13 protein-coding genes are annotated in these 11668 nt (G+C 36.4%); 3 read left to right on the top strand and 10 right to left on the bottom strand.

The annotated features are described in order from the left end of the window. Positions 1-89: 89 nt before the first annotated feature. Positions 90-1742: a helix-turn-helix domain-containing protein gene (locus NR125_RS28770; protein ID WP_256816777.1), complete on the bottom strand. Its 1653-nt coding sequence runs from the start codon at positions 1740-1742 to the stop codon at positions 90-92. 910 nt (positions 1743-2652) lie between these two features. Between NR125_RS28770 and NR125_RS28765 the strand changes: the two genes are divergently transcribed. Beyond that, the gene (locus NR125_RS28765; RefSeq protein WP_256816776.1) at positions 2653-3525 is read left to right on the top strand and encodes a helix-turn-helix domain-containing protein; all 873 of its coding nucleotides are present in this window, start codon (positions 2653-2655) and stop codon (positions 3523-3525) included. Positions 3526-3796: 271 nt separating this feature from the next. Here NR125_RS28765 and NR125_RS28760 read toward each other — a convergent pair whose 3' ends face one another. The 7 genes from NR125_RS28760 to NR125_RS28730 all read right to left on the bottom strand — a co-directional run bounded on the left by NR125_RS28760 (position 3797) and on the right by NR125_RS28730 (position 8871). Beyond that, positions 3797-5197: a DNA cytosine methyltransferase gene (locus tag NR125_RS28760; RefSeq protein WP_071159311.1), complete on the bottom strand. Its 1401-nt coding sequence runs from the start codon at positions 5195-5197 to the stop codon at positions 3797-3799. Between the two features lie 51 nt (positions 5198-5248). Continuing rightward, on the bottom strand, positions 5249-6124 hold the full coding sequence (locus tag NR125_RS28755) for a DNA cytosine methyltransferase (RefSeq protein ID WP_071159309.1): 876 nt from the start codon (positions 6122-6124) through the stop codon (positions 5249-5251). Positions 6125-6227: 103 nt separating this feature from the next. Then, the gene (locus tag NR125_RS28750; protein WP_256816775.1) at positions 6228-6386 is read right to left on the bottom strand and encodes a hypothetical protein; all 159 of its coding nucleotides are present in this window, start codon (positions 6384-6386) and stop codon (positions 6228-6230) included. 49 nt (positions 6387-6435) lie between these two features. Then, positions 6436-6858, bottom strand: coding sequence for a hypothetical protein (locus NR125_RS28745; RefSeq protein WP_071159305.1), 423 nt, complete (start codon positions 6856-6858; stop codon positions 6436-6438). Beyond that, positions 6855-7361, bottom strand: a complete 507-nt coding sequence (locus NR125_RS28740) for a hypothetical protein (protein ID WP_256816774.1) — start codon at positions 7359-7361, stop codon at positions 6855-6857. Before NR125_RS28740 ends, NR125_RS28745 begins: the two co-directional genes overlap by 4 nt. A 62-nt stretch (positions 7362-7423) precedes the next feature. Beyond that, on the bottom strand, positions 7424-8554 hold the full coding sequence (locus NR125_RS28735) for a PD-(D/E)XK nuclease family protein (RefSeq protein WP_071159301.1): 1131 nt from the start codon (positions 8552-8554) through the stop codon (positions 7424-7426). Then, complete coding sequence (locus NR125_RS28730) at positions 8551-8871, bottom strand: hypothetical protein (protein ID WP_139266888.1); 321 nt, start codon at positions 8869-8871, stop codon at positions 8551-8553. The genes NR125_RS28735 and NR125_RS28730 overlap by 4 nt, the downstream gene beginning before the upstream one ends. Before the next feature lie 154 nt (positions 8872-9025). Here NR125_RS28730 and NR125_RS28725 point away from each other — a divergent pair, with 154 nt between their 5' ends. Together NR125_RS28725 and NR125_RS28720 are read left to right on the top strand one after the other, a co-directional pair. Continuing rightward, a complete protein-coding gene (locus tag NR125_RS28725) occupies positions 9026-9163 on the top strand; it encodes a hypothetical protein (RefSeq protein ID WP_256816773.1) in 138 nt (45 codons plus the stop codon). A 25-nt stretch (positions 9164-9188) separates the two neighbouring features. Next, positions 9189-9464, top strand: a complete 276-nt coding sequence (locus tag NR125_RS28720; RefSeq protein WP_071159298.1) for an HU family DNA-binding protein — start codon at positions 9189-9191, stop codon at positions 9462-9464. A gap of 89 nt (positions 9465-9553) precedes the next feature. Here the strand turns inward: NR125_RS28720 and NR125_RS28715 are convergent, their stop codons facing one another. Further along, the gene (locus tag NR125_RS28715; protein ID WP_071159296.1) at positions 9554-9916 is read right to left on the bottom strand and encodes a hypothetical protein; all 363 of its coding nucleotides are present in this window, start codon (positions 9914-9916) and stop codon (positions 9554-9556) included. A gap of 168 nt (positions 9917-10084) precedes the next feature. After that, positions 10085-11416: a DUF3238 domain-containing protein gene (locus tag NR125_RS28710; protein WP_071159294.1), complete on the bottom strand. Its 1332-nt coding sequence runs from the start codon at positions 11414-11416 to the stop codon at positions 10085-10087. Between the last annotated feature and the right edge of the window lie 252 nt (positions 11417-11668).

Below are 11668 nucleotides of genomic sequence, written 5' to 3'. Positions count from 1 at the left end.
AAACCCCAGAAAGGGGCACTTTTTTATCAGTGTCCACTATCTAGGGTATAGTTCAAACTATGGAGGCCTTTTTCGTTTTTATCGGATATTTACTTTTTACTATTTAGCCACTTGGCCATCTTCTCATCATTCTTCTTATTTGGCCGCTTATTTTCTCTCCGAATGTACCGTGATAGAGTTGTATGAGCAATTCCTATTTCCTCAGCAGCCTGCCTGATACTTAACTTACATCTTTCTAATGTTTCCTTCATGGCTTCTGGTGTTAAGGTAATTTCCGGTTCAGCAAATTCAAAGGTTTGCTGAACATATTGTACACTGTTTGTTGAGTGAACGGGTACAGGCATTTCTATAGTTGTAGCAATCTCTTTTGAAGCCTCAGGTAATCCGGTTGCAATTTCAGCATTTGTAAGACTGTTCATCTTATCAAAAATCTCTGGCTGCTGATAAGTAGTAAATGGAATTGAAAAATTTCGTTGATTCTCTTTGATAATAAATTCCGGAGGCGTTAATAAGATATTTAACTTTGACCAATAATTCTTGACCCAATTAACCCGTCCGACTCTGTTTTCATCAATTTCCTCTACATAGGACCACTCTTTAATTACTCCATCGTCTTTCAAATCGTCGAGCGTATTTTCGAATAGATCCCGTATTTCTACTCCGCTATACCGAGATGAAAAATCCATTTCTTTCAACAAGGTTCCAACTTTAAATGGCTGATTTAAATTCCTTTTTACTGTCCGAATTCTCCACTGAAGATTAAGATAGCGTGTTAATCTTTTATGCGCTCTCTGGGTGTAATGATTGTATTGGAATACTTTTATATCTAAAATTCCCAAGGTGCGATTCGGTCCTTCTAAATATGGCGTTAGCAAAGAGGTTGGCCGCACCTGAACAGCAAAAATACCTTTGGCTTCATTTGTATTTCTATCGTATGCCACCCTAATGGCACCAATTTCGAACATTCGTTGGAAATCTTTAAATTTATAGAGTTCATTTTCTTGTATGTTTTCACTGTTTAAGATATGTACTTTTCTTTCCCCTAAGGATACCCATATGCTAGAAAGAGCAGCTACCCGCTTCATGATATTAAAGCGATCCTCTTCCCTATAATCATATTCCTGGCCCTTAACGGTACGTTTTTTAATGTTTCTGAGCTGGAGAGCGTCATTGCTGTGAAATTCAATATAACCGTCAGCTGTTTTAGGAGATGTTAACCACAAGTAAGAAATGAGATCAAACAGATCCGCGGTTAAATCGTCCAAAGAGTTTAATGTCTCTCCCAGCATTTCTAACCACATTTGCTGCTGATCTGCAGTAAATGTAGCTTGTATCTCATTTGGCCGCAGCTCTGCTACTCCTTTAACCTTCCCCTTGTTGTCAATAATCTCGGTTGCCAATTTTCCCGTTTCCCCTGCTTTAAAATCTTTCTTTTTTGTGACGATATTTCTCATTAAATGAAAATCAATGTCCGTACTAGATAATATGTAGTCTTGCTGCATGGCCTCGTCAATCTGAGGTTTATTCATACTATGTCTTTTCACATCGTCAGGAAACTCCTGATAAAAATTACCGGCTAGTATAGCTTTTATAGTATCTCCATAAACATTCACTACTTCACGTATCATAGCCTTTGTAATGGGCTTTTGATGATAAAATGCCTCAGTAAACAACAAATAAAGTGCACCAAAAGATAACATATCCTCAGTAGGCTTATTGTTTTTAACTTCTTCAGCTGTCATGGAATAAGCTTGTTTCTTCCATTTTTCAAGGATATACGGTCTATCCTGGAACAGATGTTTAGTTTCCTCGAATAGAACTATTTTTAAAGTTTCATAGTTCAGTATTAAATGATCCAATATCTCATCATACTTCATCATGATCCCCCTGCTAGGCACTTTATTACAGTGATAATAACAGATTATGCACCAGTCTGTAAGTGTTAAAATTTCATTTTGCACCACTTGGACATTATGCACCATAGATTAGCGGAATGTGTGGGGTAAAAAACCTACAAATGCACCAGATTAATTAGGTAAAAATGTAAAATTAGCGGGATGTGTGCACAGTTTTGGTGCATATTTAATTTCGAAAAAAATTTTTTGCACCAATCTTAGCGGAATGTGTGGAACAAAAGTATGAGAATGCACCAATTTGGTCCATTAGCGGAATGTGTATACATAAGACTAGGCTAAACTGAACCATTTATGCACCAGTATTAGCGGAGTATGTGAGCATAGATAAACCTTCTTCTCCCAAAGGTTTAAGAGAAACCGCTTTCGAATGCGATAGTATGATATCTCGAGGAAATAATAGGTTTCTAGCGGTACCTGTACAATAAAAATGCACCACAAACTCATTTTATTAGCGGGAAGTGTATATAAAAGAAACCCTTAATATATTTAGTGGCCCCTTGATATTAAAGGATTTGGTGCAAAAATTCACAGTGGTGCATTTATTTAAACTGGTGCAAAACTATAGCGGAGGATGTGGAACAAAAAATTTGTCACTTTTTTTTAATCCATTGGTATCACACTAACTAACCTGTTTTTCTTTGTGGTGCATTTTCTCTTAGAGAGAGGCATTTTACAAATTTCGATTTTGATAAACTAATTTCCAATAAGAATTTGTCTATCAAAAGGAGTTCTAATCATGTGCTATATACCAAAACTGGCTAGGGAGCTGCAGTCATTTAATTCTGTAGAGGAATTAAATCATCATATGGATCTTCATTACGGTGTATTAAGAAATATTTTGACGAAAAGCAACGATGCCGTTTTTTATCTGTTAAAGAAATACGCTTGTAAGGTTGCTGGTGTATGTTGGCTAAAGCAGGATTCATTGGCTTCATTAGCTGGAGTCTCTACCAAGACAGTAGAGCGCACCATTAAGCTATTAAAAGATCATGGTGTTATTAAAATTTTTCACACTAAACGGTCCAATGGGTTAAATGGAAACTGCTACTATGTTTTGCAGCCTTTTAGTGGAGAAGCACTCGTTGATGATGAAGAAATCGTACAGATTGAAGAAGCTGAAAATGTCGGAGCAGGTGAAGTGCCAGAGATTATTGAAAATACTGGTGAAGTCACTCCTGAAAAGAAAGACAAACTCTTTTTAAACTCCCAAACTCCTAAAAACTTTGAAGAAGAAAATAATATAAAAGCGTGTGCGCGCGTAACTAAAAATTCACTTAATAACTCAGAAATTGAAAATCATTACAAGCCAGTAATTGATCATTTAGTGGAAAATCACTTTTCGGAAAAAGCAGCTAAAAACATTGTTGGACAAGCAATTAATATATTACAAGTTGAGCCATTTAAATTACTAAAAGCATGCTCTAAAGCCATTATGAAACTACATAAGAGATTATCCTATCCAGAACCAATATTCAGTATGTCGGCTTACTTTCTTAGCTTAATCCAAGATGAAGTACAGCCTGGTTTCTCTAAAAGAAAAGCAAAAAATATTAATAAGTCTTCGAAGCCGGAATCCCCTGTTTTTTATAACTGGTTGGAGCAGTTTTAGAGAAGTAGCAATGATCTATTAAATACCTTAAAAAAAAGAAACCCTCTTTGAGTTAGTCTCAAAAAGGATTCCTTGATTGTTAATAGAAATATACAAATATGCTTTAAAAACAGATTAATCCCAAATTGGTGCTAGACCATTAATAAAGCACCATTCCTTATATTCCTCTTCTAGGGATTTTATAAAAACTTGGTTAAGATCCCATTGATCGCAATACATGTCAGTATGCCATTCTTTAAATGTCATTGTTCTTTTTCCATTCTTTTAGATATTAGGAGAACAATAGTTGCAGCTGTCCATTATTGGTAACAGACAAGCTTTGAGGTTCTTTTTTAACTATAGAATTCTCGGCTCTTGATTTTAATTTCATAAAAGTATGGGCAATACGATTTGCAATGGCCTTTATTACCCTGCAATCTACACTTTGCCCCAGGAGCTCATATTTTCTTAAATCCGAAATATGGTCTGTGAATTCAAACCATTCCGGAACACCTAAGATTTTTCTGATTTCATTTACTGATAAGAAACGCCAGCTTTTCTTATTTTCTTCATTTAAAACATAACTCGAAGAAGCTGAGTGGCCGGCATAACGCTTGGGTATGCATTGTATTCTAGACGCATCTTTTGTTACGAACGTTAAATCTAAGCTACGATCTTTCCATGCTTCTCTGCTATTAAATGAATCCATCCATTTCTCAAGGCTTTTCCATTCATGTTTCACATTGGCTGGATCCATAATGTCCTTAAGTTTGCGTCTACGCATCTTCTTTGGTACTGGAAATTGAAAAGACTTAAAAGCTCTTTCTTGTCTAAAGGCACAGCAGTAAATACGTTTTCTGGAGGCTATGCTGCCGAACTCCCAAGCTTCCAATTCTTTTTCAGTCCAATAAAGATAATCATCCGCTAGAAGATCTCTTAGACTAAACCATGCATCACTTTTAAAAAAGGACGGAACATTTTCAAAGAATAACATCTCAGCCTTGGAGCTTTTTATGATTTTGGCAGTTGCAATCATGAGATTATTCATAAGGTTACCCTCTTGATAACCTAAACTTGAAAATTCATTGCATGGAAGCGATGCAACAACGACATCTGCTTCATGGACTTCATGTACATCCCGGATATCACCATTAAAGATATAGGAATTCGGAAAGTTTCTCATGAGTATTTCTGCACTGTCATCCTCCAACTCAACCTCTTGAACTGCTGAGAAGAGCTGGGTATCACACATTGCGGCAGTTCCAACTCCAGCTCCTGCTGCGATACTTAGAAGTCGAATTCGCTCATCTTTTTGTGAGGGTAGAGTTTTATTCGTAAATAAGTTATATCTAAGCGGCTGAATCACAATACGGCTATTCTCACCCTTTCGATAGACGCTTATTTCTACTTTCTGTTTCACATCAATGATTGATGAGTACTTTTCACCTGCAGTATCAACTAATGGACGGCGCTTACCACTCACTTTACTTAATCGAGATGCTACATGAATTTTATGTTCTGTATCCATAGGATAATTTTGAATCTGGATCTCTTCATTCTCTTCATTGATAGAAATATATAATTCCTGGCCAGGTGTTAATCCAGCTGCTTCACATACTAAGTGCTGAAGAAACAATCGAGGTTTGTCAGCTTTTTTAGATACCATATAGACTTTCTTTAGTTTTAGATTCATATTTTTTTGCTCCTTAAAAAGTAGATTTTCCTGTTGGCCAAATGGTAATCACTAGGCAACTGACGAATAATTTTGAAAGTATCGTTTAATTTCTTGACCTACCCAGCGGCCCATTTCAACTGGAACGGCATTTCCGATTTGTCTATATGCTTCATTATCCGATATAGGAAACTCAAACCAATTCGGAAACCCTTGAAGTCGCCCGTATTCCTTCACCGAGTAAGGTCTTATAGATTTACCATCATTAATTAGTCGTGTTGAACGATCCTTAGCATAGTGAGCTACACAAGTTGGAGCAATTCCATCCAAATCAGTAATAATCGGTTTGTCTCTATAAGCACCATTTAATCGCCTTAGAACATAATCTGGAGAATATACTTCAATTCCTACATCAATGATGTCTCTCATTCTCACAGGACTGTTATTAGTTGGATAGCATAAGCTGTTAAACGGTTTCTTACTACCTATAATTATCAATCTCTTGCGCTCTTGCGGGAGCCAGAGATTAGCATTAACAGGGCACTCTACCCGGACATAATAATTAGGCAGCTTCGTTAAACACTCCATGACCACCTGAAATTTCCTCATTCCCGGGACATTTTCAACAACATAAACTTCTGGCTGTGCTAAAGCAACATGCCGGAAAAAATGAAGAAATAACTCATCCCCGGTTCTAGTTCCATGAATGTCCGCAATCGAGCTATATTTTGTGCATGGAAATGTTCCGATAAATACGTCGGCAGGCTGCTGGTCCAATACCTTAATCTTGGCAATGTCACACTGGTTTACCTTGTGTTTAAAATTCCTCGCTAAGGTTTTGCATGCAGCCAGATCTATCTCAAAGGACTCCACCACATCAATACCAGCTTCTAACATTCCTAAATCCATTCCGCCGCAACCGCTGAAATAACTTTTGGCTGTAATCATAATTTGTATTCCTCCTGAAAAATGGTATTAGTTTCTTTTCCTTAAAAGCTCATGGAAAAAGGCTGCTGCGTCGGCAACAACCTTTCTTAAAAACTGATTTCTATCAGCAATTCATATATTCATCTTCCATAATAGAATCGTTAAGGACATACCCATTGAAGATGATATGATACACTTCTCTTTCATCTTTAAAGTCTTTTCGACTCATAAGATCATTGAACACCAAAGACAACAATCGGTCTTTGTTTGTTAACTTCATCATCTTTTCTAAATCAAAAACAGGTTCATCCATCTAGCAACACCAACTCTCCCTAAATTAAGGCAAGGATTCTTTCTAAGGAGTTGTCTTGAGTGATACCTAAATGTTCTAGCTTTGACATTTCTTCAATGGACAGGTCATCTTCATTTTCAGAATGTAAGAATACCTCTAACTCCCCATCATCATCACGGGATTCGAGTGCAACCGAAATACCAATTTCATTTTCCAGCTGTTCTTCAATCCATTCTCTTACTGTGATATGGTCACCTTTAATGAAGTTTGGACTTTTTACAACAGTATAGATATTCTTGCTGAATTCGAGGATTCCCTCAGAGTTTAATGAGGATTCAAATCCTAAGCTGCCAGCATAATCTACCACAAGAGTTGAATCAATACACCCTTCTGAATCCGATATCTGAAAGCCTCTAGCTATTAGCATCTTTTCCATCTCATTTTCCTTTATGATCTCTTTCAAAAGGAATCCCCTCCAGCAAGAACTGTTGCTCCTTCAGGGGATACTGAGTTTAAACGGTAATTTTTACTCTCTCCTCCAAAAACCCATACACTGATAAAAGATGGCATAATATCTGGGTAGTTCCGGAATAAAAATTGATGTAGTTCGTCTAAGTTATTAAATTCACGCTCATTTATTGAAGCCCGGTAATGATGAACATTCACCTGCAGCATGTCCTCCCCTTCCCAAACATGAGGAAGAAACATAGCAAAGATTTTATTCGAATTTTTATTTTCATCCGTCCACTTAAAGGAATATTGATGACTCTGGACATACGTAGTAATTCCTTTACGGTGAAGGTTCTCAATGTTTTGGTCCATTGGCAGTCCTAGCCAGCTGCAAATAAGCTTCCCGTCTTCAAAAAGGTCTGCTTCCTGATTTAAACTAATATGCACAGCTGTTAAGAGGTCCTCTGCAGAAATCTCTTTCCTACCTTGATATGCTGGTGCGATTTCATATTTCATTATTTTTCCCTCCAATAATTTGTAATAAAAGACGAACGACTAATATAAGCCGCTCGTCATCCTCATTTAACATATTTAAAACTTTTACGCCCATTCGAGTACGAAATGAGTTGTTCTAACTCCCCTGTTTCATCCTCTAGAAGCCACTCTGCTAGAATAGCGGGTTTTGGATTTAAGGCCTTTTTAAGATCCAATCCATTTCGCTGTGCAAAATCAATTAGGGCCTCCACATCCTCACATTTAGCACTGGGCTTTTGTTCAATCAACCAAACTCCGGTGCCTACGTGAACTGACTGATTTTCTTCTACCCACTTCTTGAAGCCACTCTTCATATTCTTTAGAGCAAGTTCCTGAGATAAGAGGTACTCTCCAATTTTTTCAGCCTCCTGAAGGTTCCGGGGTTCACCAGTGCTGGATAGTCCCGCTAACAAGCCTCCTGCACATCGAGCTACATACGGGCAATAATCGCATTTTGAACGGTCTTTAGCCATCTTCCAGTCCTCTTGGTCATCCGGATTTTTAGCTTCAATAAGGGTTATCGTCTGGATTAACCACAATTTAGCCTTCGCTAATTTTTCATCTGTAAGGAGTACTTCATTGTCCTCACTTTTATCTAGCCTGGGAAAAACCAATCTTCCTTTAAAGGTGCTGCCAACGTACCCTCTATACTGTTTATAGAGCCAGCCATAGAAAGGTAATTGAATATGGGTCTCTGCAGAAAAAGAAGTCCAACTAGTTTTAAAATCCCATAGATAAGTAACATCGTTGGCTGGATCATCAATGACCAGGTCGATGATAAATTTAATAACTCCTTTAGTCGTTTTTATACTTAAATCTAATTCACTCGATATTTCCAGATAATCCATTTTAGGAATACGATCAAAGGCCTTATTTAACATTCCTAATAAATAGTAGGTCTTTTCTCCCTCTGGTAAGCCTTCTTGTTCTCCAATGGAAAAATATAATGCTTCCGAAGAAGAGTAACCCTCCCTAATCATAAGTTCGATGGCCCTATGAAAAATTTTCCCTACCCTCATACTATGGTTGGTCGGATAAGGGAGGCCTAAAACGTACTTATAATAAAATTGCCGTTCGCAGTCGCGAAACATAGAAAGCCTGGAATAACTCCAATACCCCGAATTAACACTTGAGGCTGGTTTAGCAGCTTCAGTCTTCTTAGGAACCACCGTCATGAAAGCATCACAACCGGTTCAACTTCTTCCACGTCCATAGATGGATCCCAGACTAATCCTGTATCAGAATGCTGGAATCCGAAATCTACTAAGAGCGGATACTTAATGTCTGCTAGGATGGGGGATTTAGCCCTTTTTGTCACCCAATCTAGTATGAATAACAAGCCGGCTTGGCTGCCCTGCATATCCATGATCAATGGAACTATACTGAAACCAGAATATTTTCCATCCTTCATAGAGATTTGCGCAGCAATCCTCCCTTTCTCATTTACAAAATATGTTGCTACCCCATTGTTGAAACGCGTTTGAATAACCAATGGATACTCCTCCTTAAAAAGTATTTGGTCGAAAAGCAAAAAAAAACGCTCTTCAGAAAAGGACCAATTAATAGCTGATTTTGCAGCATTAATAGATTGGTCACTTTCTGAAAAGCGCATTGCGTAAAAAAAGTTCCTCCTGCATAGGTGAAACATGAATAAAATAGAAGAATTATATGCTATATCATACCATAATAGGGCAATAATTGTAATGTTTATAATGGAGAATCATAGGGAATTTGCTTTAATGGAATTAGCTATGATAAAAATGAGATACAATCTTACAGATTGAATTATTAATATGGAGTGTGCTTATTATGCTAAATAAAACAGAACTTACAAATCAAGTAGCTGAAACAGCGGAATTATCAAAAAAGGATGCAGCCAGAGCGGTGGATGCTGTTTTTGAATCCATTCAAACAGCACTTAAGAATGGAGACAAGGTTCAACTTATCGGATTTGGTAATTTTGAAGTTCGTGAGAGAGCGGCTCGAAAAGGAAGAAATCCACAAACTGGAGAAGAAATTGAAATTGCTGCGTCAAAATTACCGGTATTTAAACCAGGTAAGCTATTAAAGGACTCGGTGAAATAGTCGAAGATACAATATACATAACTTTATTTGTACAAATAAAAAACCTTCAATAATATTGAAGGTTTTTTGTAAGTTTTGGAGTGAAAAAGTTAAGCTGGATACTTTCTTCTAAGGAACTCATCGATTAAGAAATATAAAGCAGCAACTATGAAGGCATAGAGTATATACACCATATTAGGTGAATAATAGGAAAACACAGCTAAAGAAACTAAAAAGGTTACAACTTTTATTATTTTCCGATTCTTACTACTCGCCCGTAAACTAAGAAGTTCTGCTATTAATGATGAAGTTACTCCATATAATAAAATAAATAAAATTGCATAAAAAAATACAACCACTAAAGATAATAATATTGGCGAATTTTCTTGTGAAAAGCTAGGTAATAACATAATAGTTAGAACTATAGAAACTAATATTAAGGTCAGAATATTTCTTGAGATGAATTTCTTCACTCTATCCCACCTTCCTTACTATATTTAATAAAAATCTAACATAAATACCAATGTTTTTTGAGTATATAAGTTTATCATGGATAAATCATCTAAGTAAGAGAAATAAGGGCTATGAAATTTCTAAGGGCGATGACATATAGTCATCACCCCAAATTATGAGATATTTCTCTAGTTATAAATACTGAATTCAATATCTGCATTTGGATATGGTGGAGCAAGGTATAATAATCCCTTATTTTGATGTTGGAAAATAGGCAACATTGCATCTGAGTTCGGGATATAAACATACATTTCATGGGCAGGTGCCTGATCATGTTCACCAAAAACTTGGATATCTCCATCAAAACTTACGTTAGCAGTATACGTGTAATCGATAACTGGCGGAGCAATATTGATAATATCAAAAGGATCGCCTACTGCGTGAACGACTCTCCAAGAAACAAATTGAGAAGTCGCTTCTAGATTTGTTTTGGACATTGTGTAGCTTGTTTGAGTTTTATAATCAGTTGTACCATCACAATTATATCTTGCACTTTGTCCCACATCTCTTGTTACCCAACTAGTGGATCCAGTAGTTGTCCCGCTTAAATATGCAGAGACTTCTGTTTGTGTACGATACCTGCTATGGTCAAATGCGAAACCTCTATTATCTCCACGGAAAGTTGGACAAGAAGCTGGATTTCCCGGTATACCAACTTTTGCTTCTGGAATGAAAGTTGTATACCTAAAGTTGAATCTTTGTGGAATCACAGCAGCAATAGCATAAGATTGAGCTTGCTCAACGCTTTCATTCGTTACTTGTTCTTCAGTGAAAGTTTGAACGATTTTTCCCAAATCAAAAGTCTCATAAGATAACTTATTTAGAACTTCCTCAGTAATAGTCCAACCGTCTTTCTTAGCTTCCTTAATTGCTTGATTTATTTCTTCTTCACTTTTCTTTTTCTCACCTAATACACGATATGTATAATACGTACCAGGTTCTATGTCAGTATCCACATAGGAATTACCTTTAATTTTACCTAGGTATTCATCATTTCTATATAGATCAATAGCTCCATCTTCATCTGGTAATTTTTCATCCCATTTTACAATAACCTTGTTATTTTTAATGATGGCATCAATGGTAACACCATCTAATAATCGTTCATCTTTTTTTGCTTTTTGTAGTAGTAGGCTTTTTTTATCTTTCTCACCTTTTGTAATGACTCTTAATTCTGCCTGGTCTACAACTTTATCATTTTTATCCAAAGCAACTAATAGATATTTGTATTGCTTTTTAGATTTTAGATTTTTATCTGTATATTCCTTTTCAGAACCAGACCAGATTAATTTTTTCCCTGAGAACAATTTAAATGATGCAGCATCAGACTCCCATTTAATTTGTACACTGCTTGAAGTAGTTTGGTAATCTACTTCGAATTGTGAAGAAGCGCTTACAGTAGTGAAAGAAAAGATCAATCCTACGATAAGCATGATGCTAGTAACAAACAGCTTTTTCATTTCTACCCCTCCGATTGGTATTTTTGGAATCTTTTTATAAAAAATTCCATATAATTTACAAAAGTCATGGTATCATACCGTTTTTTTAGCATCTATGGTCAATAAGTACCCACTTTCCAGATCTTAAAATTTTACATATCGATAGATTTAATATCAAATTGAATATATTTCCCCATCAAATATATTGCATAATGAATTCCTCCCTCTATAAATGTTGATTTATCAACGGTTTGACCCGTTGGTGAGGTGTCA

The sequence above is a fragment of the Cytobacillus sp. Bac17 genome, assembly GCF_024519925.1.
GTDB classification, from domain to species: Bacteria; Bacillota; Bacilli; order Bacillales; family Cytobacillaceae; genus Cytobacillus; species Cytobacillus pseudoceanisediminis.
Note: the sequence above shows the minus strand (reverse complement) of the source record. Positions and strands in the feature narration are given on the sequence as shown.

What these genes read in the sequence shown, in the direction of transcription:
- NR125_RS28765 (WP_256816776.1), top strand. Translation starts at nt 2,653, where the DNA reads ATGTGCTATATACCAAAACTGGCTAGGGAGCTGCAGTCATTTAATTCT.
- NR125_RS28750 (WP_256816775.1), bottom strand. Translation starts at nt 6,386, where the DNA reads ATGATGAAGTTAACAAACAAAGACCGATTGTTGTCTTTGGTGTTCAAT.
- NR125_RS28740 (WP_256816774.1), bottom strand. Translation starts at nt 7,361, where the DNA reads ATGAAATATGAAATCGCACCAGCATATCAAGGTAGGAAAGAGATTTCT.
- NR125_RS28770 (WP_256816777.1), bottom strand. Translation starts at nt 1,742, where the DNA reads ATGACAGCTGAAGAAGTTAAAAACAATAAGCCTACTGAGGATATGTTA.
- NR125_RS28755 (WP_071159309.1), bottom strand. Translation starts at nt 6,124, where the DNA reads ATGATTACAGCCAAAAGTTATTTCAGCGGTTGCGGCGGAATGGATTTA.
- NR125_RS28760 (WP_071159311.1), bottom strand. Translation starts at nt 5,197, where the DNA reads ATGAATCTAAAACTAAAGAAAGTCTATATGGTATCTAAAAAAGCTGAC.
- NR125_RS28710 (WP_071159294.1), bottom strand. Translation starts at nt 11,416, where the DNA reads ATGAAAAAGCTGTTTGTTACTAGCATCATGCTTATCGTAGGATTGATC.
- NR125_RS28720 (WP_071159298.1), top strand. Translation starts at nt 9,189, where the DNA reads ATGCTAAATAAAACAGAACTTACAAATCAAGTAGCTGAAACAGCGGAA.
- NR125_RS28725 (WP_256816773.1), top strand. Translation starts at nt 9,026, where the DNA reads ATGAATAAAATAGAAGAATTATATGCTATATCATACCATAATAGGGCA.
- NR125_RS28735 (WP_071159301.1), bottom strand. Translation starts at nt 8,554, where the DNA reads ATGACGGTGGTTCCTAAGAAGACTGAAGCTGCTAAACCAGCCTCAAGT.